The 20399-nt window shown below is 66.3% G+C and carries 21 protein-coding genes; 15 read left to right on the plus strand and 6 right to left on the minus strand.

The genetic code is table 11. The features are described 5' to 3' along the window. Nucleotides 1-147 precede the first annotated feature (147 nt). The 3 genes from ACNR9O_RS00365 (at nucleotide 148) to ACNR9O_RS00375 (ending at nucleotide 3333) form a co-directional block, all read left to right on the plus strand. Nucleotides 148-1815: a cyclic peptide export ABC transporter gene (locus ACNR9O_RS00365; RefSeq protein ID WP_473684069.1), complete on the plus strand. Its 1668-nt coding sequence runs from the start codon at nucleotides 148-150 to the stop codon at nucleotides 1813-1815. A 371-nt stretch (nucleotides 1816-2186) separates the two neighbouring features. Next, complete coding sequence (locus tag ACNR9O_RS00370) at nucleotides 2187-2801, plus strand: porin family protein (protein ID WP_473684067.1); 615 nt, start codon at nucleotides 2187-2189, stop codon at nucleotides 2799-2801. 91 nt (nucleotides 2802-2892) lie between these two features. Next, nucleotides 2893-3333 (plus strand): hypothetical protein, encoded by a 441-nt coding sequence (locus ACNR9O_RS00375; RefSeq protein ID WP_473684065.1) that lies wholly within the window; start codon nucleotides 2893-2895, stop codon nucleotides 3331-3333. A 7-nt stretch (nucleotides 3334-3340) separates the two neighbouring features. Here ACNR9O_RS00375 and ACNR9O_RS00380 read toward each other — a convergent pair whose 3' ends face one another. Beyond that, nucleotides 3341-4261 (minus strand): LysR family transcriptional regulator, encoded by a 921-nt coding sequence (locus ACNR9O_RS00380; RefSeq protein WP_473684063.1) that lies wholly within the window; start codon nucleotides 4259-4261, stop codon nucleotides 3341-3343. A gap of 144 nt (nucleotides 4262-4405) precedes the next feature. On the opposite strand from ACNR9O_RS00380, the gene ACNR9O_RS00385 reads away from it, so the two are divergent. From ACNR9O_RS00385 to ACNR9O_RS00415, 7 genes are all read left to right on the plus strand, one after another. Then, complete coding sequence (locus ACNR9O_RS00385) at nucleotides 4406-5785, plus strand: MFS transporter (protein WP_473684061.1); 1380 nt, start codon at nucleotides 4406-4408, stop codon at nucleotides 5783-5785. 17 nt (nucleotides 5786-5802) lie between these two features. Next, complete coding sequence (locus tag ACNR9O_RS00390) at nucleotides 5803-6201, plus strand: hypothetical protein (protein WP_473684059.1); 399 nt, start codon at nucleotides 5803-5805, stop codon at nucleotides 6199-6201. Nucleotides 6202-6259: 58 nt separating this feature from the next. After that, entirely contained in the window at nucleotides 6260-7102 is an 843-nt protein-coding gene (locus ACNR9O_RS00395) for a class I SAM-dependent methyltransferase (RefSeq protein WP_473684057.1), read from the plus strand. Nucleotides 7103-7126: 24 nt separating this feature from the next. Then, entirely contained in the window at nucleotides 7127-7492 is a 366-nt protein-coding gene (locus ACNR9O_RS00400; RefSeq protein WP_473684055.1) for a hypothetical protein, read from the plus strand. Nucleotides 7493-7687: 195 nt separating this feature from the next. Continuing rightward, nucleotides 7688-8608 carry a M14 family metallopeptidase gene (locus ACNR9O_RS00405; RefSeq protein WP_473684053.1) on the plus strand — a complete coding sequence of 307 codons (921 nt, stop codon included), beginning with the start codon at nucleotides 7688-7690 and terminating at the stop codon, nucleotides 8606-8608. 38 nt (nucleotides 8609-8646) lie between these two features. Beyond that, entirely contained in the window at nucleotides 8647-8997 is a 351-nt protein-coding gene (locus tag ACNR9O_RS00410) for a hypothetical protein (protein WP_473684051.1), read from the plus strand. A gap of 115 nt (nucleotides 8998-9112) precedes the next feature. Continuing rightward, entirely contained in the window at nucleotides 9113-9643 is a 531-nt protein-coding gene (locus ACNR9O_RS00415) for a hypothetical protein (protein WP_473684049.1), read from the plus strand. Nucleotides 9644-9749: 106 nt separating this feature from the next. Here the strand turns inward: ACNR9O_RS00415 and ACNR9O_RS00420 are convergent, their stop codons facing one another. Both ACNR9O_RS00420 and ACNR9O_RS00425 read right to left on the minus strand, forming a co-directional pair. Beyond that, on the minus strand, nucleotides 9750-12389 hold the full coding sequence (locus tag ACNR9O_RS00420; protein ID WP_473684047.1) for a TonB-dependent receptor: 2640 nt from the start codon (nucleotides 12387-12389) through the stop codon (nucleotides 9750-9752). A gap of 578 nt (nucleotides 12390-12967) precedes the next feature. Beyond that, nucleotides 12968-13336 carry a nuclear transport factor 2 family protein gene (locus ACNR9O_RS00425; protein WP_473684045.1) on the minus strand — a complete coding sequence of 123 codons (369 nt, stop codon included), beginning with the start codon at nucleotides 13334-13336 and terminating at the stop codon, nucleotides 12968-12970. Between the two features lie 195 nt (nucleotides 13337-13531). On the opposite strand from ACNR9O_RS00425, the gene ACNR9O_RS00430 reads away from it, so the two are divergent. The 3 genes from ACNR9O_RS00430 (at nucleotide 13532) to ACNR9O_RS00440 (ending at nucleotide 15936) form a co-directional block, all read left to right on the plus strand. Continuing rightward, nucleotides 13532-14278 (plus strand): suppressor of fused domain protein, encoded by a 747-nt coding sequence (locus tag ACNR9O_RS00430; RefSeq protein ID WP_473684043.1) that lies wholly within the window; start codon nucleotides 13532-13534, stop codon nucleotides 14276-14278. Nucleotides 14279-14353: 75 nt separating this feature from the next. Further along, complete coding sequence (locus tag ACNR9O_RS00435) at nucleotides 14354-14818, plus strand: hypothetical protein (protein ID WP_473684041.1); 465 nt, start codon at nucleotides 14354-14356, stop codon at nucleotides 14816-14818. Nucleotides 14819-14895: 77 nt separating this feature from the next. Further along, nucleotides 14896-15936, plus strand: a complete 1041-nt coding sequence (locus ACNR9O_RS00440; protein ID WP_473684039.1) for an alpha/beta hydrolase — start codon at nucleotides 14896-14898, stop codon at nucleotides 15934-15936. A 73-nt stretch (nucleotides 15937-16009) separates the two neighbouring features. Here the strand turns inward: ACNR9O_RS00440 and ACNR9O_RS00445 are convergent, their stop codons facing one another. The 3 genes from ACNR9O_RS00445 to ACNR9O_RS00455 all read right to left on the minus strand — a co-directional run bounded on the left by ACNR9O_RS00445 (nucleotide 16010) and on the right by ACNR9O_RS00455 (nucleotide 18613). Next, nucleotides 16010-17578 carry an oleate hydratase gene (locus ACNR9O_RS00445; protein ID WP_473684037.1) on the minus strand — a complete coding sequence of 523 codons (1569 nt, stop codon included), beginning with the start codon at nucleotides 17576-17578 and terminating at the stop codon, nucleotides 16010-16012. Between the two features lie 150 nt (nucleotides 17579-17728). Beyond that, a complete protein-coding gene (locus tag ACNR9O_RS00450; RefSeq protein WP_473684035.1) occupies nucleotides 17729-17902 on the minus strand; it encodes a hypothetical protein in 174 nt (57 codons plus the stop codon). A gap of 96 nt (nucleotides 17903-17998) precedes the next feature. Further along, complete coding sequence (locus tag ACNR9O_RS00455; protein ID WP_473684033.1) at nucleotides 17999-18613, minus strand: TetR/AcrR family transcriptional regulator; 615 nt, start codon at nucleotides 18611-18613, stop codon at nucleotides 17999-18001. Nucleotides 18614-18701: 88 nt separating this feature from the next. On the opposite strand from ACNR9O_RS00455, the gene ACNR9O_RS00460 reads away from it, so the two are divergent. Both ACNR9O_RS00460 and ACNR9O_RS00465 read left to right on the plus strand, forming a co-directional pair. Further along, nucleotides 18702-19820 (plus strand): MBL fold metallo-hydrolase, encoded by a 1119-nt coding sequence (locus ACNR9O_RS00460; protein WP_473684030.1) that lies wholly within the window; start codon nucleotides 18702-18704, stop codon nucleotides 19818-19820. Nucleotides 19821-19922: 102 nt separating this feature from the next. After that, entirely contained in the window at nucleotides 19923-20396 is a 474-nt protein-coding gene (locus ACNR9O_RS00465) for a cupin domain-containing protein (protein ID WP_473684028.1), read from the plus strand. The last annotated feature ends 3 nt before the right edge of the window (nucleotides 20397-20399 follow it).

The raw sequence follows: 20399 nt of genomic DNA on the forward strand, positions 1-20399 counted from the left end.
CCGGTTCGATCCATCAGCTGCTGCGCATGCATCCGGATTGCGACATTCCTTCGCCCCTGCTGATGGAATGCCGTCCTGGCGAATACGCGCGCAACCGCGTGTTCGAAGCGGAACTGTTGACGGCCTGAATCCGGTGGCGACTTGCCCATGATCCTGCAGCGCTTTCTACGCCGGCACTACGGTGCGCTGATCGGCGCGGCGCTGCTCTCCTGCGCCAGCGCCGGCTGCACGGTGGCACTGCTGTCGCACATCAACCGGCTTGCTTCGCAGGGCCTGCGCGGCGAGGCGGCGCATCCGCTACTGGTGGGGCTGCTGTGGCTGGTGGCGCTGCTGGCCACCAACGCGCTGTCGCAAGTGCTGCTGGCGCGGCTGGGCGGCAACCTGGTGGCGCAGCTGCGCACGGAGCTGTCCCGGCGTTTCATCGAGCTGGAGTACGAGAAGCTCGCCGACCGCAAACACACGGTGTTCGGCTCGCTGATCGACGACGTCGCCAACATCGCGCCGTTGGCGCTGGTGGCGCCGCTGCTGGCCTACAACGCGCTGCTGGCGGTGCTGTACGCGTGCTACCTGGCGACGGTGTCGCCGGTACTGCTCGCCATCCTTGGCGCGTTCCTGGCGACAACGTTCGCCGCATCGCTGCTGCTGGCGCGCGTCATGCGCGGCCAGCTGGACGAGTTGCGCCGCGCCAACGAGAAGGTGTTCGAGTATTTCCGCTTCATCAGCGACGGCAAGAAGGAAATGACCCTCAATGCTGCGCGCGCCGCGCATTTCACGCACGAGCTGATGGACCCGGCGATTGTGCGCGCGCGGCGGCTGATGGTGCGCGCGCATGCCGGGCTCGGGCTCAACGAGGCGTGGTCGATGGCCGTGCTGTACGGCTCGATCTTCCTGATCGTGTATCTGGGCTATGCGGTGCTGGGTCTGACGCAGGACACGATCATCCACTTCGTGATCGGTGCGGTGTTCCTGGGCGGACCCGTGGGTTTTCTGGTGAGCGCGGGGCGGCAAGTGGCAGTGGGCGCGGCGAGCCTGCGCCATCTGGAGCGCATGGGGCTGGATACTGCCGGCGCGGCGGAGGAAGGCCGCGCGACACTGGTGCAGCAGAGCACGCCTTTGCGCTGGCACAGCATCCGCCTGGAAGGCGTGTGCTACAGCTATCCCGGCCGCGACGCGGCGAAGCCGACCGTCGGGCCGATCGATCTGGCCATCGCGCGCGGCGAGATGGTGTTCATCGTGGGCGGCAACGGTAGCGGCAAGTCGACGCTGCTGCTTCTGCTCAGTTCCTTGCTGACGCCGCGCAGGGGCACGCTCCGCATCGACGGCGCGCCAGTGGAAGCGGACTTGCGCGCGTATCGGGATCGCTTCACCGGCGTGTTCGGCGATTTCTTTCTGTTTCCGCACGTACTGGACGCGGCGGGCACGCCGCTATCCGACGAACGCATCGGGCAGCTGCTCGACGTGCTCGATCTCGATGCGCAGGTGGAAGCGCACGAGGGCGAGCTGTCGCGGCTGGCCTTGTCCACCGGGCAGCGCAAGCGGCTGGCGCTGCTGCAATGCTACGCGGAGGACCGCGACATCTTTTTCTTCGACGAGTGGGCGGCCGATCAGGACATCCATTTCCGCGACTACTTCTACCGCAGCCTGCTGCCGGCGCTGAAGGCGGGCGGGAAGACGGTGATCGCGATCAGCCACGACGACCGGTATTTCCATATGGCCGATCGGGTGATCACGTTGGAGGCGGGGCTGGTTGTTTCGGATGTGCGCCAAGGCCCATCCCTTTGCCCCTCCGGGGAGAAGGTGCCGCTAGGCGGATGAGGGGCGGGTGCTCGAGAAAGAGGTGCTATGTAGCGAGGCCTGCTTTGAAGCTCCCGCGTCTACGCTCCGCAGGTCCCCCTCACCCCAGCCCTCTCCCCGCAGGGGAGAGGGAGTCAAGTGCTTCGCTCGCGCCTGTGCCCGCTTGCTGCTAATGTCTTGCGCCGGACTGGCAAGCCGCCGGTCATGTCAGGGGAAGCAAGGATGCGCTCTCGGCCAGTGGGATGGCTGTTTCATGCCGTCAGGTCACGTCGCCAGGACGCCGTCCGCTACCGCGGAAACCGGTGCGCGTGCTCGCGCGTCTTCTCCGCGACCTGCCAAGGGATTTCACTCGCGCCGCAAGCGCACTTCAACCTCACTAGGGACAGGTACTCATGCGTCATTTGTTTCTGACCGCCTCGCTGGGCGTCGCCCTGGCCGCTTCCTCGTTCGCCGCGCATGCGGGCAATGCGGATCCGGACCATATGTTCGTCAATGTCGGCGCGGGCGTGTCGCACTCCAACGTCTCCGGCCTCACCGACAAGAACAGCTGGGGCTACAACCTCAACTTCGGCTACCGCTGGCAGGACACCTGGGGTATCGAAGGCGGCTACGTCGACCTGGGCAAGCCCAAGGTGCAGGCGTTCTACTTCGGCCCGCCCTTCAACGACCCCTACGGCGTGCCCTTCAAGTACGAGCTGCACGTCACCGGCTGGACGCTGGGCGCCAACGGCCGCTGGAGCTTCGGCGAAAACTGGCACGCCAGCGCGCGCCTGGGCGCGTTCTTCTCCAAGTCGAAGGTGACCGCCAACGGCGCCTTCATCGGCGAGGACTCGGCCACCGACACCAACCTGTACGTCGGCGCCGGCATCGGTTACGACTTCAGCCCGCAGCTGAGCCTGGGCCTGAACGTCGACCGCTACCGCGCCAAGGCCAAGGGCATCATCAACGGCACCAATAGCCCGTACATGGCGTCGGCGACGCTGGAGTATCGTTTCAACATTCATTGATCGATCGCTCCGTCCGGCATGCCTGCCGGCGGTCCCATGGCCAGGACGCTGCCGCGACTGGTCATGGGATGAGCGACGAAGGGGATGCGTCATGTGGCCGTTGCTGGTTTTTGCCGTGGCCTTGGTGTTGATCCCGATCTTCACGGGCGGGTTGTCATGGAGCAGCCGGGCCGAATCTCTGCTAGAGGCGTCTTTCGCCAGGCAGCGCCCCATCGTGCACGGCGCGGAGGTTCCGGCCACCAGCCTGCGCGTGCTGCATCGCTGGCGCACGCACGTGATGAGCGGGAACCAGGGCGGCCTGTACGAAATCGACGCCAACTGGCTGTGCCGAACCCCGGATGGCTTGTTCGTGGTCGCGATAGGGCAGGGAGAGCCCGATTGGAGCAAGGCGACCTTCCTTTCTCTGCGCAGGCCATTCGAGATCCGCTGGACCTGGCGCAGCCTTTCGAAGGAACGGGTGCGGCAGCTGCTGACTGCGACGCCCGATGTCTACCGGGATGTGTTCGGCGAGCATCCAGCCGCGCCGCACTGAACCGGCGCTATGGCGTGCCGGTGGCTCCCACGTAAGCCTTCATGAAATCCACCCACGTCCGCACCTTCCGCGGCACGTGCGGCTGCGACAGATACAGCGCGTAGATGCCCTGCGTGGGGAAGCGGTAACCCGGCAGCGCGTCGATCAGCGTGCCGTCGGCCAGGTCCTCGCGTACCAGCCAATCGGGCAACAGCGCCACGCCGGCGCCGCGGCGCGCGAGCAGGCGCAGTACGGACGCGTTGTCTACCGTGAGTGGCGGATTCGCGGAGGGTTCGTAGCGATGGGATGCGCCGCCGCGGTCTTGCAGTGTCCATGCCGCGATGTGTTCGAGACGGCTATGGCCCAGCTGCGGCAGGCGAGCCAGCGCTTCGGGCGATGCGATGCGACGTTTGCCGGTAGTGGCGAGCAATGCGGGAGCGATCACCGGACGGATGTCGTAGCTGCCCAGGCGCATGCCGCGATAGGGCAGATCGGCGAACTGCTCCGGGCGGCCCAGGCGGATGGCGACGTCGAACCGGTCGCGCATCAGGTCGGCCTGCGCGGTATGCGTCTCCAGGCGCACGCGCAGCGTGGGATGCGCCTGGGTGAATGCGTGCAACGCCGGCGCGACCACGGCCAGGCCGTACTCCACGGTGGTCGTTACGCGCAGCATGCCGTGCATGCCGCCATGCTCGCCGCGTGCTTCCTCGATGGCGTTCTCGGCTTCCTCGAGGACGCGCAGGCAGCGCCGATAGAAACGCTCGCCCGCTTCGGTGGGCTGCACGCGCCGCGTGGTGCGCGTGAGCAAGGCCACGCCCAGTTCCGCTTCGAGCTGCTTGATGTGAAAGCTCACCGCCGCACGTGCCTGGCCGAGAGCCGTGGCGGCGGCGGTGAACGAGCCGCTTTCCACCACGGCGCGAAAAACGATGAAGCGGTCCAGGCTCACCATGGCTGAGGGAGATCGTCCTGCTGGCATGAGGGAGTGGCCGGCATTGTCAAAAAATATCGACGGGTGAATTCGGCGGGCCGCGCTTATCCGTGTGCGACGCGAATTCTACACTGCCGCCCGTCGCTCGCTTCCCCCGTGCCTGCCATGTCCGCGCGTTCGCGTATCGCCATTGTCTACCTGCTTGGCTTCGGTATCGATCTGGCCAACATGTTCATGATCAATGCCGCGTATCCGGCGTTGCAGCGCGAGTTGCACGCGTCGGTGGCGCAGCTGGCGTGGATCGGCAACATGTACGTGCTGGGCCTCACCGTGGTGATTCCGCTGGGCGCCTGGCTGGCGCGCCGCTACGGCGAGCGGCGCGTGCTGGTGGCATCGTTGCTGTTGTTCGCCTTGGGCTGTCTCGGCGTCGGCGGTGCGCGCACGATCCAGGCCGTGCTTGGCTGGCGCCTGCTGCAAGGCCTGGGCGGCGGCCTGCTGATTCCAGTGGGACAGGCCATGGCGTATCGCGCTTACCCGCCGTCGGCACGGGCGCAGCTGACCTCGGTAGTGATGACGGTGGCGCTGCTGGTGCCGGCCTTGTCACCGGCGGTGGGCGGCCTGGTGGCCGATCACGCGTCGTGGCGCGCGATGTTCTTCGGTATGTTGCCGCTGGCGATGGTGACCGCGGTGCTCGCGCTGGCCTGGCTGCCGCGCGATGAAGCGGCGGACCAGCCGCGCACGCTCGATGCGCCGGGCCTGGCGCTCAGTGCCATCGCACTCGTGGCCTTGTTGCTGGGCCTGACCTGGGCCGGTGACACGGGCAAGGCAGCGGCGGCGGGTGTGGCGCTGACGCTGGCGGGCATTGCCGTCTGCGCTTACGTGTTTCACGCGCGACGCGTCCGCGCACCCGTGCTCGACTTGGGGTTGCTCACGCAGCCGCTGCTGCGTGCCGGGCTGGTGATCTACCTCTGCGTGCCTGGCGTATTTACCGGCGTGAATCTGGTCGCCTCGCTTTATCTGCAGAACCGGCTCGGGCTCAGCGCGACGCACGTCGGCGCGCTGATGCTGCCGTGGGCGCTGGCCTCGTTCGTGGCGATCGCGACCACGCGCCGCGGTTTTTCCCGGTGGGGCGCCCGCCCCCTGTTCGCCTGGGGTATCGCGGTGGAAGCCGCGGGGATCGCCGTGCTTGCCACGCCGCTGGCCGCCACGGAAGCCGGCCGGCTGCTGGCCTTCGCCGCGATGGGCTTCGGCGCGAGCCTGTGTACGAGCACCGCGCAGAGCGCCGCTTTTCTCGACGTGCCGGCCGAACGCATGGGCGACGCCAGCGCGCTGTGGAACATCAATCGCCAGCTGAGCTTCTGCCTCGGCGTGGCGGTGCTTGGCAGCGCGCTCAATCTGCTGTTGCCGCTCGCTGCGGATGGCGCGGCGACGCTGCCGTACCGGCAATGCTTCGGCCTGGCCGCGCTGCTGACGCTGGTGCCGCTGCCGATGATCCGGCGCCTGGCGGCGCACGGTGCGGCCGCGGCGCTTCCTCCTTCTCGTTGAATGCAAGGATGTCTTCCATGTCGCTATCCGATCCTTTCCTGCAGGAAGTCGTCGACGCTCATGTGGTGATCGAGCAATGGCTGTCGGGGCAGGCCGCGGCCGACCGGCTTGCGCCGCTGCTGCGGCGCTTCTCGCCGCGGTTTTCGATGATCGCGCTGTCCGGCGCACGGGTCGGCCATGCCGACGTGGAGGCCTTGTTCGCGCAGGGGCATGGCGCGCGTCCGGGCTTGCGCATCGCGATCGACGAACTGCACGGCATCGCCGCATGGCCGGACGGGGCCGTCGTCGGCTATCGCGAGATCCAGACCGACGCGGCCGGCCAGCGCACGGTACGGCGCTCGACCGCGGTGTTCGAGCGCGATGCCGGCGGCACCATCGCCTGGCGGCATCTGCACGAGACGCCCGTGGCGGCGTGAGGGCGCGGGCCTGGCGAGTCCGGTACTCTTCGCTTCCCTGTTTCCCGAGAAGTCCGCCGTGCCGCACTACACCGGCCCCTTGCTTACGCGTTCCGAAGCCGAAGCGCTGCTGGCGGCGCATCGTGCCGGCAAGACCGCCTGGAGCGGGTCGCTCGACCTGGGGCGTTCCACCGGCAACGCGGCTCTGCAAGCGGACGCGTGGACGTGGCAGGGCCACGCTTATCCCTATCCCGGCAAGATCAAGGACCGCACGATCTATTTCTGGGACGGCGAAGACTTCGCGCCGGTATCGCGCTTCTCCGGCTCGCTGATCAAGCTGGTGCCTACCGAGTGGGGCGCGCCGACCTTCGAGATCGACGGCATCAAGATGCTGCCCACCGCGAAGACTTCGCCGTTCGACGATGCGCGTCGAAAGGTGGCGCTGGTCGAGCCGCGCGGCAAAGTGGTGCTCGATACCTGCGGCGGCCTGGGTTACTTCGCCGCCTGCTGCCTCGAGGCCGGCGTAGCGCGCATCGTTTCGTTCGAAAAGAACCCCGACGTGCTGTGGCTGCGCACGCTCAATCCATGGTCGCCGGACCCGGACGCGCCGTCGGCGGGCGGCCGGCTGCAGCTGACGCATGCGGACGTATCGCAGGCGATCGCGGGCATCGCCGATGCCTCGGTGGATGCATTGCTGCACGATCCGCCGCGCTTCGGCATCGCCGGCGAGTTGTATTCGCAGGCGTTCTACGATCAGCTCGCGCGGGTCGTGCGCCGTGGCGGCCGGCTGTTCCACTACACCGGCAGCCCGAACAAGCTCACCAGCGACCGCGACGTGCCGCGCGAGGTATCGCGGCGGCTGGAGAAGGCGGGGTTCAGAGCGGAGCTGGCGCTGGACGGCGTGCTGGCGACGCGACGCTGAGACGCAACACGCAGGAGCGAGGCCATGGCTGATCCAGCGCGGTTCTACGTGCGGCCGGTGTACTACGGCACCGATCTGCTGGTCGAAATCGTCGACGATCATCGCGTCGAAGGTTTCCCCGATGTGGCCGGCATCCTGCGCGATGCGTTGGGCGCGCAACGCGTGGCGCATCCACAGGGCATGGATACCGCCGATGTGGCGCTACTGCACGACCGCTTCTTCAGCTACTGGCGCTACCCCGGCGGCGAGTACGAGATCGACGACGACATCTGGGCGTTGTTCGTGGCGGCGCCGGTCGGCAACGCAGCCGTGATCGCCGATGTCGAGCGGGCTCTGTCGGCCTCGGGCTTATTCGCCAAGAAGGATGTGGATTTCGCCAAGTATCGCTAGCGCCGTTCGGCTTGCCGCCGCGCGGCACCTTCGCAGCCTTATGCCGACCCGCGCGTGAGCACGCCGCTGGACAGGTGCCGCCGGCCTTGTCCAAGGCGCTGGAGCGCATCGGTCGTGCCGGCCGGCCGAAGTAGCCGCGGCCGGCGATGCTAAAGTGCGTCGCTTCAGCCATCCGCCCGTGGAGCGAACGACGCCATGACGACTCAAGCCTTCTATCCGATCGGTACCCCTGGCACCCCGTGGGGGCCAGCGGAAGTCGCCGCATGGCTGGCGCGTCAGGTGCGGCACCGCAGTTACGCGGTTGATGTGCTGAGCAAGATCGACGCCTTGCGTTCGCGCTTCGACGTGGTGACGTACGGCCGTATCGACTACGCCCCCGACAGCTATCCGCTGCTGGCGATCCGCAGCCGGGATTGGCGCGACGACCTGCCCGTGATGCTGGTGACCGGTGGCGTGCACGGCTACGAGACCAGTGGCGTGCATGGCGCGCTGGAGTTCGTCGATCGCCACGCGGCCGCTTACGAAGGCCGCGCCAACCTGCTGGTGGCACCGTGCGTCAGTCCCTGGGCCTATGAGCGCATCCATCGCTGGAATCCGCTCGCCATCGACCCGAACCGTTCTTTCCGCGCCAACAGCCCGGCGCAGGAATCGGCGGCACTGCTGGGCCTGGTGTCGCCGCTGCGCGGACGCGTGCTGATGCACATCGACCTGCATGAAACCACCGACAGCGACGAGAGCGAGTTCCGCCCCGCGCTGGCCGCACGCGACGGCAAGCCGTTCGAGCCGGGCGAGATCCCCGATGGCTTTTATCTCGTCGACGACACCGAGAATCCGCAGCCCGCATTCCAGCAGGCGGTGATCGCGGCCGTCGAGAAGGTCACTCATATCGCACCGGCCGACGCTCACGGCGAGATCATCGGCTCCCCGGTAGTGGCGCCGGGCGTAATCCGCTATCCGCTGCGCGAGCTCGGCCTGTGCGCCGGCATAACCGGCGCGCGCTTCACCACCACGACCGAAGTCTATCCGGACAGTCCGCGCGCCACGCCCGAGCAATGCAATGGAGCGCAGGCAGCGGCGGTTTGCGCGGCGATCGATTTCGCGCTGGCGCTGGCCTAGCGGCAGGCGACTGGCATGCATGCCGTCAGGGAGGCTTTATGGATCAGATGCAGCTGATCGGCCTGCTGGGCCTGGGTATCAGTATCGCAGCGCAGGTCACCTTGCTTGCACTGCAGCTGGATGCGTTGAGGGCGTACGGCCACGTGAGTTTTCTGCGACTGGGCATCGGCACCGCCTGCCTCCTGATCAGCGCTATCGTCTGGGGGCTTCCGATGGTCGTGCCAATGGCGACTGAACGGGTCGTGGCCTGCAACTGGGCAGGCTTGGCGCTTTCCACGCTCGGTATCGCGGTGAGCATCTGGGGAGCCGCAACGTTGTTCAGGCAGTACGGCAGGCTGCACCGCGCCGCCTCATCCGTGCCCGATTCAGGACAGCGGGAGCCCGCGTAACTGCATTCTTTGTGCGCCAGGCGAACCAAACGGCGCCCGCGGGCGACTACACTCCCGACGGCTGGCGAACGGAAGCCGTAACTTTCCGGCGCCACACACTAAGGAGAATGCATTCATGGAACCGAATCCGCCCGCCGCCGGCGAGCCGCTTCACCCCGCGGACATCATCCGCGAAACCACCTCCGCGCTCGGCCTGCTGCAGGCCTCGCTGCAAAGCCAGGTCAGCGAGTTCCGCCACGCCATCAAGACCGAGGTGCGCGAGGCCGGCCTGGATTTCCACCGCGAGAGCGAGCGCGCCCGGCTGGAACTGCAGAAGCATCTGTCGCATGCGATCGGCGAAGCGCAGCGCGCGGCCGATGGTTTCAAGCGCGCGCATGCGATCTATGCGCGACAGCGCAAGTGGGCGCTATGGGGCATGGGCGTGGTGACGGCGCTGTGCCTGATCACGCTGGTCTATGCATGGCAGGCGGTGCACGGCGGCTACCGCGAGCGGCTGGACCAGCTGCGCGCGCAGGTGGCTTATCTGGAGACGGTCAACCGTGCCAAAGTGGCGCCCTGCGGCGACCAGCAGCTGTGCGCGGAAATCGACCTGAAGGCGCCGCGCTATGGCGATCAGAAGCAGTACTACGTGGTGAAGCCGCGTTAGGGCGAGACATTGCACGGCGATGGCGAAGCCAGCCTGGCCACCAAACGAAACGGGCCCACGATAGTCGCAGGCCCGTTCGTCGCGTCCCCAGTGGATGGGAAGCGCTTTATAGCTTGAAGTTCATGCTCAGCGTATACGTGCGCCCGTTCTTGTATGCGTTGTACGGCTGGCTCGGCGTGCCGTTGTAGACGAAGTAGGTCTCGTCCAGCAGGTTGGTGCCGTCCAGCTGCACGCGCATGTGGTCGTTGACCTGGTACGACACCGAAGCATCGAGCTGGCGGAAGCGGCCGGTGATCTGCTGCGATTCCAGCGTGCCGATCTGCGTGAAGTACGGCGAGCGGCGGCTGAAGGTGACGCGGGCGCTCCAGGGACCCTGCTCGTAGTACGGCGTGAGCGTGAACGAGTTCTTGGAGTTATACGGCAGCGGGAAGTCGTTGCTGGTGCTGTCGTCGGAGTACGTGTAGTTCGCCGCCAGGCCGAAACCGTGGCCGAAGCTGGTCTGGTAGGTCAGCGACACGCCCTTGACCTTGGCCACACCTGCGTTGGTCGGGGTCACCATCTGGTAGACCGTGTTCCGTTGCTCGGTGAGGTTGTAGTACGTGCGCGCGACGGTGGTGTAGAGCACGTAGTCGCTGATGCGGCGGAAGAAGAACTCCGCCGACAGCAGGCTGTTCTCCGCGAAGTACCACTCGGCCGTGGCGTCGTAATTGGTGGCCTTGTAGGGCTTGAGGTTGACGTTGCCGGAAGAGCCCGTCTTGGTGCGGTCGTCCAGCGCCACGTACGGCGTCATGTCCTGGTAGCGCGGGCGGGCCAGGGTCTTGGCGGCGGCGAAGCGCAAGGTCAGGTCATCGCGCACGTCGTAGGCGATGTTGAACGACGGCAGCCACTCGTTGTAGCGGTTCTTCTGGTCCACCGGCTCGTACTGGTTGTTCGCCGCCACGTTGTAGCCGGTGATGCCGTTGCGCGTGTGCACGTAGCGCGCGCCGATGTTGCCGCGATAGTTGTCGCCGCCGAAATCGCCCTGGATATAGAAGGCGCGGTTCTGCTCGGTGATGGCGTAGGTCGCCTTCGGGTCCATCGGCGCATCGGTGTACAGCGTGTTGACGTACTGCTTCAGGCCGCCCTTGCTGATCTGCACCCAGCGGCCCATGTTGCCGGCCGGGCTCAGACCGTCGAGGTAGCCGCCGGGCGTCATGCCGCCTTGCAGGTCGGCCAGGGTCACGCCGCTGCCGTCCTGGACGGGAATGCTCGCCGCATAGTTGGTCTGGCCGTTGAAGTGGTTGCTGCTCTTGATGCCCAGCTCCACCGTGTTCAATGGCCCCAGCGTGACGTCGTGACTGAAGTCGGCCTGGAAGTAGCGCTCGCGGTCGTAGCTGGGCGCACGGCTGAAGCCGGCGCCGTGGGCGAACATCTGGCTGGTGTCGGTCGGGTCGGTGTTGTAGTTGATCTGCGGGTGCTGGCCGGCGAGGTTCCAGTTGTAGCCGCCGTAGCCGCGGAGCTGCAGGCTGTAGATGCCCTGCGAGCCGCCGGACGAATTGGTGTAGCCGATCTGGCTGGAGGCGTTCCAGCCTTCGCCGTGCCAGTCGGCGCGCAGCTGCAGGGCGCCGGTGTTGACCTTGGAGAAGCGCTCGTAGCCGTCCAGATAGGTCGGCGCGGCGGAGCCATAGGAGCCGCCGGTGGCGACGCCGTTCTGCACGTTGACCGACGTGGCCGCCGGCGCGCTGCCGGACCAGTCGCCATAGCGGCTCTGGTTGTAGTTGTCGAACTTCTCGGTGACGAACAGGCCGGTGAAGTTCAGCTCGAACGACTTGTTCGGCTTCCACTGCACGCCGGTTGCCACACCGTCACGCTTGCGGTGCTGCTGGAACAGCGCGGTGTTGATCGCGGTGGGGTAGGTGAAGCTGGTGCCCGGCGCCACGACGCTGGGCGGGAATTGATGGGTCGGATCGGTATCGGTCGGATCGTTGGCGCGCTGGTAGCCGAAGATCTCCGTGCCTTCGCGGTAGATCACCTTGTCCGAATGCATCAACGAACCGAGCACGCCGAAGGTCTCGTCGCTGTTCTTCCAGCTGTACAGCACCGAGGCATTGGGTTTGCCCTTGTCGGCGCGGTCGTTGTAGCCGTAGCTGACGGTGCCGGTGAGCGTGTTGGCCTTCAGGTCGAGCGGGCGGCGCGTATTGACGATGACGGTGCCGCCGATGCTGCCTTCGTCGATGCGCGCCTGCGGTGTCTTGTAGACCTCCGCGGTGCCGATGATCTCGGAGGTGAGCAGGCTGTAGTTGAAGGAGCGGCCGTCCGGATGATTCGGGTCGCTGGTCCAGTTGGTCGACGCCACCGTCTGGCCGTTGAGCAGCAGGCGGTTGAGCGCCGGGTCGGTGCCGAGGATGGACACCTTGTCGCCTTCGCCGAAGTTGCGGTCGACGCTGATGCCGGGCAGGTGCGAGAGCGATTCGGCGACGTTGGTGTCGGGGAACTTGCCCACGTCCTCGGCCGAGATGGCGTCGATGATCGAATCGGAGTTGCGCTTGAGGTCGAGCGACTTCTGCAGGCTCGCGCGGATGCCGCTGACGGTGACGCCTTCGAGCTGCTTGGCCTGGCCCTGGTCCGCCTGCGCCGGCGGCGTGCTCTTGTCGGTGCCGGCCTGCGGTTGCGGTGGCGTGGTGCCGGTGTCCTGCGCCATCGCGGTGCCGGCGCAGAACAGCGCGGCGAGGATGGCGGTAGAGAGCGTGCTTCTGCGGTGGTCCATGTCGATGCCTCCCATCGGGGGTGGTAGCCGGGCGGCTGAGCTGTCCGCCGCCCGTTCGTTTTCGTAGGGCGAACGACACCGCACGAGCAGTCAGCCCGTGTGCGTCCGTCCGGTGTTTGCTTGGGGTCCCGCGCCGCATTCATTCCGGCCGATCCGTCAGCCCCCCCTGCTGTCGGATCGTCCTGCGGCCTCTCCGTCGCCGGCGCTGTCGCCTGTATCCCGCCGCGCCGTCGCGCGGCGCCGATGCGGCCGCATCGGTCACCTGCCACGTAAGTCCTGCGAGGAAGAACCACTCCCTTTCGACGGAGGAGTGGGCGAAGTCTTAGGGTCGCCCGATAACGTTGTCAACGAATTTTTAGCTCGATCTAAAAACGCGGCCTACCCATCTAAGTAGCTGAGTCGGCGAGTCTTTATGGCGCATCGCAAAAAATTGTCGCGTCTAATTTGTATCGATCCAAGCGGAGCGCCAATGCGGTTTTTTTGCAGTGCACACATGACTCGTTCCTAAAGGCCCGCTAAGCGAAGGCTGGCTGCGTCGCGGAATGGCAGTGCTTTCGTTGTCATTGCCGGCGGCCGGCTCAGCCCGGCGGGGCGGTCGGCGTGCCCTGGTGGAAGACCATGCGCCAGGCGTCGCCGTCGCGCCGCCAGATCGAGCTGCGCAGGGCGTGGAACGGGAGCTCGCCGTGCCGGACGGTGCGATAGGTGAGCAGGGCCGCGTCGGCGCCGAGCGGGTGCAGGAGGAAGTCCAAGGCCGTGATCGTCACCGGCGTTTCGTCGCGCAACGCGGCGAGGATGTCGGCCCGGCGGAAGACGCGGCCGGAACTGCCGAACTCCACGAAATCCTCGGCCAGCAGCTGGCCGACGCGGTCCGACCGGCGCACCGAGGGCGATAGGAGTTCGCGCTCCAGAGATTGGAGCAGTTCGGCGAGGGTGTGCTGTGCGTGCATCGGTCTGCGTTCGCGAGGCGGGTGGCGTCGTTACGGTACCGCGTGTCTCGGGCGGGCACTCGACCGGCTCCCGCGCATCCGTATGATGGCGTTCGCTTCAGGAGGCTGGCCGATCGCCTGGGACGCATCGAGCCTGCCTTGGATGACGACGCGGGCCGCTGCCCGCCGGTTCGAACACCGCATGCAGGATGCAACATGAGCGACGAACGCAAACCCAAGGCCGCCGACGCGGTTTCTCTGAGCGGCAACCCGATCTACCACCACGTCGAAGAGCGCCCCTGGCAGGTGCCGCAGACCGAGGGGCGGATCGAAGAGATCTCCCGGCATATCGAAGCGCATCTCGGCCCGGTGGAAACGGTCTTTCACGAGCTGGTGTCCGATACCGTGCATATCGACGTCCACTTGGTGAAAGCCACGCCGGTGTTTCCATATCACCGCCTGGTGACCTCGGGCATGAGCGATCTGCCGATGGCTACGCCGGACATGCCGGATATTCCGCGCCGCATGGAGCTGATGATCACGCTGCCGGGATCGTGGCGGCTGGATCAGGAAGCGTTCCAGATCGAGGATGAGCGCTGGTATTGGCCGGTGCGGCTGCTCAAGTTCCTCGCGCGCCTGCCCCACAAGTACGACACCTGGCTCGGCTGGGGCCACACCGTGCCCCACGGCGACCCGGCCAAACCCTATGCGCCCACCACTGCGCTGTGCGGCGCCATCCTGCTACCTTCGGTCACCGTGCCGGAGGCCTTTCATCAACTGGAGACCGCCGACGGCGAGGGCATCGCCTTCCTGGCCGTGGTGCCGCTTTATCAGGCGGAGATGGACCTGAAGCTGCGCGAAGGGTCGGACGAGCTGCTGAAGCGCTTCGGCAAGAAGGACGTCAGCGATATCGTTGATGTGCAGCGCCCCGACGTCGCGGCCAGGCGCTTCCGGTTCTGGTAACTCGCACGTGTATCGCATGGCCCCGCATCTCCCTCTCATCCATCCCCGCATTCATCACATCAAGGACCGATAACCATGAAGTCATTTTTCCGCCGGCTCGCCATCCTGTTGATCTGCATGGCCGCGCTTCCCGCCCTGGCGGCGGCCGACGCGCAGGTCGAACAGAAGGTGCTCGGCAATCACCCACTGACGCTGCAGTGGCTGAGCTTCGAGAATGCGCCCACTGGCACGGCCAGGATCTATCGCGAGGGCGAAGACATTCTCGTCGACGGCGAGCAGCGCTACAGCGGCCGCGAAGGCAGCGGCTTCCTCACGCTGAAGGGCAAGCTGCGCATCCTCAACGAGCGCGAACTGGAGTTCGACGGCTCCATCGTCACCCAGTCGACCAGCGTCAACGGCGGCAAGCCGCATACGCGCGAAGGCAAGTACCTGCTCAAGGCCTGGGGCAAGCGGCAATACTGGCGCATGCAGAACATGACGCAACCGGACGGCGACTACATGATTACCGACTACATCGACATTTTCTTCGCCAAGCGCTGAGCGCGTGCGCCAACCGAAGGGTTGGCGCACCGGCGTTTCCGTGGTTGGATGCGTGGCTTATCCATCGGAAGCGCCTCGTGATCCTTCGCCCTGCCGCCATGCTGGCGGCCCTCGCATTGCTCGCCGCTTGCTCGAAAACACCGGCGTCCGTCGTTTCCGCTACGCCCGCCCCGGCGTCCGCCGGGCCGGCGGTGGCAGCGAGTGCCGCTCCGGCGCCCTATGTGCTGGAAGGTACCGAAGTGCGCGAGCTGCCTTCGAAGGCGCTCGGGCGCGACTACCAGCTCTACGTCAGCCTGCCGGCGGACTACGCAGCTGATCGGGCGCGCAGCTATCCGGTGGTGTTCGTCACCGACGCGCCGTATGCCTTTCCGCTGATCCGCAGTATCGCGCGGCGCGTGGGCGACCATGGACACGGGTTGCGCGATTTCATCCTGGTAGGGCTCTCCTATGCCAAGGGCGACACGCCCAAATTCAGCCGCAACCGCGACTACACCACGACGCCGCGCGGTCCGTCGGATGCCGAGTCGGACATGCCCGGACGCGCGCCGCTGTACGGCGAAGCGGAGGGCTATCGACGCTTCATCGCGGAAGAGGTGTTCCCGTTCGTCGCACGCGAGTATCGGGCCGACATGCGCGAGAAGATCTATGTTGGCCATTCGTACGGCGGTCTGCTCGGCGTGCACATGCTGCTCACCGAACCGGGCATGTTCGAGCACTACATTCTCGGCAGCCCGTCGCTGCAGTTCGATCACAAGGTGATGTTCGAACGCGAGAAGGCCTATGCGGCCGCGCACAAGGATCTGCCCGCGGATGTCTTCATGGCCCTGGGTGGCCTGGAGACCATCGACATGGCCTCCAGCGATCCGCGTTATCACAACACGGTGGACATGGTGCGCAACGCGCAGGCGTTCGAGCGGATACTGAAGTCCAGACACTATCCGGGACTGCATGTCCGCTCGGAAGTGATCGGCGGCGAAGACCATCTCAGTGTCTTCCCGATGCTCGTCACGCATGGCCTGCAAGCGATGCTGGAGCCGCCGCGCGAGAAGGGCGGCGACGCGACATCCACTGGGAGCGGCGCTACAGCGGCTGCGAAGGCAGCGGTTATCTCACGCTGAAGGGCAAGCTGTTTGTTCGCCAAGCGCTGAAAACAGCCGCCCGCCGGCGCGATGGCGCGAACGGGCGTTCCGGTCACCGGTGCAGCGTGCGCAACGCCTGCCATACGACCTCCGGGCTGAGCAGCCCCTTGTAGACCGCGGGCGGTTTCTTATCGAGGCCGAGCAGGGTGTACACGGCCGTGGCGGCGGTACGCACCGAGTATTCGACCGTGAACACCACATCGTCCGGCTGTTCGGCGAACTGGCCGAGGAAGGCGAGATTGGTGGAGCCGGGCGGCACGACCTGCGGCCGGTCGCCGCCATTGCGCACGAGGAACTGGCTGGTGATGTACGGCATCAGGCAGGGAATGCAATCGGCGTCGGCCATGATGCGCTCGCGCTGCGCGTCGAAATGCAGGTGGCCAAGTACTTCTTCCAGGATCTCCGCGCCGGTGCATGCGTTCATCGGCTTCTTTACGTAGTCGCCGGGCCGGTCGTGGAACAGGCCGTAGCCCCACCATACGTAGGTGCCTTCCGGCTGATCGCGGAAGAACGGCTGGTGATAGATCGACAGCGTGAGCAGCCAGCTGGAATCCTTGAACGTGATTAGTCCGCCCATCCCCGCCTCGCTGCCGCTGAAAGCCTCCATCAGCTCGAAGAACAACGGGTCCCTCATCGTGGCGGTGAAGGAGACCCAGGCCGATTCGCCGGTATGTTCGTCGAACACGGACGGGTTGCCGAACAGAGGGCGGCCGCGCGCCAGGTTCTCCCACAGCTGCCACGCGCCGGCTTTCTTGCCCTGCGCCAGCGAGGGCGCATGGTCCGTCGCGCCGAAGCGCTTGTCGGCCGTCATCGAACCCAGCGTGACGAACACCTTGTCGTTCTCTGCGATCGGCACGCGACCGGTCAGGCCGGCCTGTTCCCAATGGATGCCGCTGACGGTGATCCGGCGACCGGCGGGCAGGAAGTCCAGATCGTTCACGCGCGCGCCATGGCGGAACTCGACCCCGCGCGTGGCCAGCCAGCGCGCGAGGGGTTCGGCGATGGCGTCGTACTGGTTGTAGAGCGTGCGGTACACACCCTCCTGCGTATCGATGGTGGCGAAGTGATGCACGAAACGCAGGAGGTAGCGCTTGAACTCGATGGCGCTGTGCCACGGCTCGAACGCGAACAGCGTGCACCACTCGAACCAGAAGTTGGTCTGGAAGAAGTGCGGCTGGAAACAGTCGGCGATGGAACGGTCGTCCAGCAGATGTTCGGGCTTGGCCATGATCGCCAGGAGGTCCAGGCGGTCGCGCTCGTTGAAGCCCAGTTCGTGGAAGTCGGTGATGTTGCCGTCGCGGTCGACCAATCTGGCGTGGTTGAACCAGGGCACCTCGCGCGCGGCCAGATCGGTTTCTTCCTTGATGGAGATATTCGGGTTGCTCGCCGAAGGGATCGAGGAAAGCAGATCGAAGGTGCACCGGTACTTGGATTCGAACATCCGGCTGCCGCTCATGTAATAGCCATGCGCCGCGTCGCCGTGCGCATCGAAGGCGCCGCCGAGATGTTGCGATTCTTCGAAGATGACGATGTCCTGGCCCAGCACGCCGCCATCGCGGATGAGAAATGCCGCGCCGGCCAGCGAGGCGATGCCGCTGCCCACGAAATAGTACTTGCCCATCGGTGCCTCTCCATCCGGATCCATGAAGGAAAAGCCGCTCGCGCAGGCGCGGGCGGCAACTCGATGGAATCTAGATCCGCCGCGGCGAGCAGCTGTTGATGGAGATCAAGCGGGGGGAGCCGGCGCGGTCAGGCGCCGCCAGGAACGGGCTCAGCGCGGCGTGCGCAGGATCGAATGGCGCAGCGCGTCTTCACGTTGCAGTTCGTCCGATTCGGCCGTCTCCACCGTGTCCAGCACGCTGTGCCCGGGGCGGTGCATGCCGGTGGCGTCGCCATCGGCGGGATCGGGGTGGATGTTCGTCTCGGCAGGCGTCTTGTGAGTCATGGGAGCGATGGCATGCTGGCCCGACCGGGCGGGGAAGATCCGATGATGGGGGCGGGCAGGGCGGAAGTCACCTGGTGGCGCCGATCGGGCCGCCGGTCAGGCGTAGTAGGCCAGGAACATGTCCACCGCGCCTTCGGCCACGCGCTTGCGTTCTTTTGCACTCAAGGCGGGCTGGCCCAGGGTGATCTGTGGCCAGAAGGCGAAGGTTTTCACCAGGCCCTGCAGCTGGAGCGCGGCGAACGCGGGGTCCTTGAGCTTGAGGCGGCCGTCTTTCGCGGCCGCGCGCAGCCAGGTGACGATGTTCTCCTCGCGCTGTTCCATGCGCGCGACCATTTCCTGTGCGCGCTCGGGCGAATGGATGGTGGCGCCGATGGCCACGCGCGCCAGCGACACGAAGGCCTCGTCGTTGAGCAGGCGCAGTTTCTGCGCCACCAGCTCCAGCAATTGTTCGCGCAACGGGCGATCGGCGCGGTAGGCGAGATCTTCGCCGTCGCGGCTGGCCTCCCACAGCTGATGGAGGATCTCGGCGAACAGGGCTTCCTTGCTGGGGAAGTGGTTGTAGACGGTCCGCTTGGACACCTCCGCGCGTGCCGCGATGCGGTCCATGCTGGTGGTTTCGTAGCCCGCGGCGCGGAACTCATCGATGGCCGCATCGATGATGGCGGCGCGCTTGCGATCGGTGAGGCGGCGGGGGCGGGCAGACGTGGGCATTGGGGGAATTTTACACCGGGTGGTTTACTTTGGGTGGATCAATTAATTACACTGCTCGGTGTAGTTTCCTTTTCCCGGGGATTTTCCCATGAAAACCATGCTGGGCCTGATCGTCGCCGTTATCGTCGTGCTGGCTTGCCTGCGCCTGCTGTTCCGCCCCGCGCTAGGCGGCTACGAGGCGTCGCCGCAGCGTCGCGACGGGCGTTTCCGCAATGTCGTGCCGCGCCCGCGCGAGGGCCTGGGCAAGATGCTGGGCATCATGTGGAACATGCTGCTGCACAAGCCCAAGGACACCGCGCCCGCCGCGCCGCTGCCGGTGCAGCCCCTGACTCGCGCGCAGCTGGAGGCCGCGCCGGACCGAAGCCTGTATCGGCTGGGCCACTCCACCTTGCTGCTGAAGCTGCGCGGCGGCTTCTGGCTCACCGACCCGGTATTCGCCGAGCGCGCTTCGCCCTTCCGCTGGATGGGGCCGAAGCGTTTCCACGCGCCACCGATCGCGCTGGAAGACCTGCCGCCGATCCGCGGCGTGGTGCTGTCGCACGATCACTACGATCATCTGGATCGCGACACCATCGCCTATCTGGCCGATCGCGTGGATGTCTTCCTCACGCCGCTGGGCGTGGGTGACCGGCTGGCCGCCTGGGGCGTGGACCGCGCCAAAGTGCGTCAGCTCGACTGGTGGGAAAGCACCGATGTGGACGGCCTGCGCTTCACCGCTACGCCTGCCCAGCATTTCTCCGGCCGCGGCATGTTCGATGGCGACCGCACGCTGTGGGCTTCGTGGGTGATCGCCGATGAAGGCCTGCGCGTGTTCTTCAGCGGCGACACGGGTTACTTCGATGGCTTCAAGGCCATCGGCGAGCGCCTGGGTCCGTTCGACGTGACCTTCATGGAAACCGGCGCCTACGACCCGCAATGGCCTTACGTGCACATGCAGCCGGCCCAGACGGTGCAGGCGCACCTGGATCTGCGCGGGCGCTGGATGTTGCCGATCCACAACGGCACCTTCGACCTGGCCATGCATCGCTGGGAGGACCCGTTCGAACAGGTGAGTGCCTTGGCGCTGGCGCGCGACGTTGCACTGACGACGCCGCGCATGGGCGAGCGCCTGGATCTGGAGTCGCCGCACCAGGGTGAGCGCTGGTGGCGGGTGTCGCCGGCCGCGCAGCCGGCAGTCAGCGGCGAGCGAGCCGGCGCCGGCGCCTGATTCCGTGTGCGCGCAGCGCGAGCGGTGGACCGCTGCTCGCGTTTGTTTCACCGGCATTGCCCGTGGATACTCGATCTCTCGTTCGCCGCCGGGGTGCGCGCCATGAACACGCCACGCGAGCTGCTCAAGGCGATGGCCATCGAAGCCATGCCCGTGCAGCGCCATGTGCATAGCCTCAACCCGAATGCCGTGCGTCTGAAGAAATCGCTCGGCGATGCCACCGGCCTCACCCGCATGGGCTTTCACATGATCACTCTCATGCCCGGGCGCGAGTCGTCGGCGTACCACCGGCATCTGTACGAGGAAGAGTGTGTCTACGTGCTCTCGGGCAGCGGCGAGGCGGATATCGGCGAGGAGTGCTGCGCCATCGCGGCGGGCGACTTCCTCGGTTTTCCGTGCAAGGGTCCCGCGCACGTGCTGCGCAATACCGGCGACGATCCGCTGGTGCTGCTGGTGGCAGGGCTGCGACTGGAGCAGGACGTGTGCGACTACCCGCGACTGGGCAAGCGCCTGTACATCCATGGCGACCACGAAGATCTGGTCGACGAGCAGCACATCCGGCGCGAGCGCATCTGAAAG

The organism is Dyella sp. CR10 (assembly GCF_055814425.1).

What these genes read in the sequence shown, in the direction of transcription:
- ACNR9O_RS00450 (WP_473684035.1), bottom strand. Translation starts at nt 17,902, where the DNA reads ATGACTCACAAGACGCCTGCCGAGACGAACATCCACCCCGATCCCGCC.
- ACNR9O_RS00385 (WP_473684061.1), top strand. Translation starts at nt 4,406, where the DNA reads ATGTCCGCGCGTTCGCGTATCGCCATTGTCTACCTGCTTGGCTTCGGT.
- ACNR9O_RS00415 (WP_473684049.1), top strand. Translation starts at nt 9,113, where the DNA reads ATGGAACCGAATCCGCCCGCCGCCGGCGAGCCGCTTCACCCCGCGGAC.
- ACNR9O_RS00465 (WP_473684028.1), top strand. Translation starts at nt 19,923, where the DNA reads ATGAACACGCCACGCGAGCTGCTCAAGGCGATGGCCATCGAAGCCATG.
- ACNR9O_RS00405 (WP_473684053.1), top strand. Translation starts at nt 7,688, where the DNA reads ATGACGACTCAAGCCTTCTATCCGATCGGTACCCCTGGCACCCCGTGG.
- ACNR9O_RS00410 (WP_473684051.1), top strand. Translation starts at nt 8,647, where the DNA reads ATGGATCAGATGCAGCTGATCGGCCTGCTGGGCCTGGGTATCAGTATC.
- ACNR9O_RS00455 (WP_473684033.1), bottom strand. Translation starts at nt 18,613, where the DNA reads ATGCCCACGTCTGCCCGCCCCCGCCGCCTCACCGATCGCAAGCGCGCC.
- ACNR9O_RS00460 (WP_473684030.1), top strand. Translation starts at nt 18,702, where the DNA reads ATGAAAACCATGCTGGGCCTGATCGTCGCCGTTATCGTCGTGCTGGCT.
- ACNR9O_RS00370 (WP_473684067.1), top strand. Translation starts at nt 2,187, where the DNA reads ATGCGTCATTTGTTTCTGACCGCCTCGCTGGGCGTCGCCCTGGCCGCT.
- ACNR9O_RS00435 (WP_473684041.1), top strand. Translation starts at nt 14,354, where the DNA reads ATGAAGTCATTTTTCCGCCGGCTCGCCATCCTGTTGATCTGCATGGCC.
- ACNR9O_RS00375 (WP_473684065.1), top strand. Translation starts at nt 2,893, where the DNA reads ATGTGGCCGTTGCTGGTTTTTGCCGTGGCCTTGGTGTTGATCCCGATC.
- ACNR9O_RS00380 (WP_473684063.1), bottom strand. Translation starts at nt 4,261, where the DNA reads ATGGTGAGCCTGGACCGCTTCATCGTTTTTCGCGCCGTGGTGGAAAGC.
- ACNR9O_RS00430 (WP_473684043.1), top strand. Translation starts at nt 13,532, where the DNA reads ATGAGCGACGAACGCAAACCCAAGGCCGCCGACGCGGTTTCTCTGAGC.
- ACNR9O_RS00425 (WP_473684045.1), bottom strand. Translation starts at nt 13,336, where the DNA reads ATGCACGCACAGCACACCCTCGCCGAACTGCTCCAATCTCTGGAGCGC.
- ACNR9O_RS00400 (WP_473684055.1), top strand. Translation starts at nt 7,127, where the DNA reads ATGGCTGATCCAGCGCGGTTCTACGTGCGGCCGGTGTACTACGGCACC.
- ACNR9O_RS00445 (WP_473684037.1), bottom strand. Translation starts at nt 17,578, where the DNA reads ATGGGCAAGTACTATTTCGTGGGCAGCGGCATCGCCTCGCTGGCCGGC.
- ACNR9O_RS00390 (WP_473684059.1), top strand. Translation starts at nt 5,803, where the DNA reads ATGTCGCTATCCGATCCTTTCCTGCAGGAAGTCGTCGACGCTCATGTG.
- ACNR9O_RS00365 (WP_473684069.1), top strand. Translation starts at nt 148, where the DNA reads ATGATCCTGCAGCGCTTTCTACGCCGGCACTACGGTGCGCTGATCGGC.
- ACNR9O_RS00420 (WP_473684047.1), bottom strand. Translation starts at nt 12,389, where the DNA reads ATGGACCACCGCAGAAGCACGCTCTCTACCGCCATCCTCGCCGCGCTG.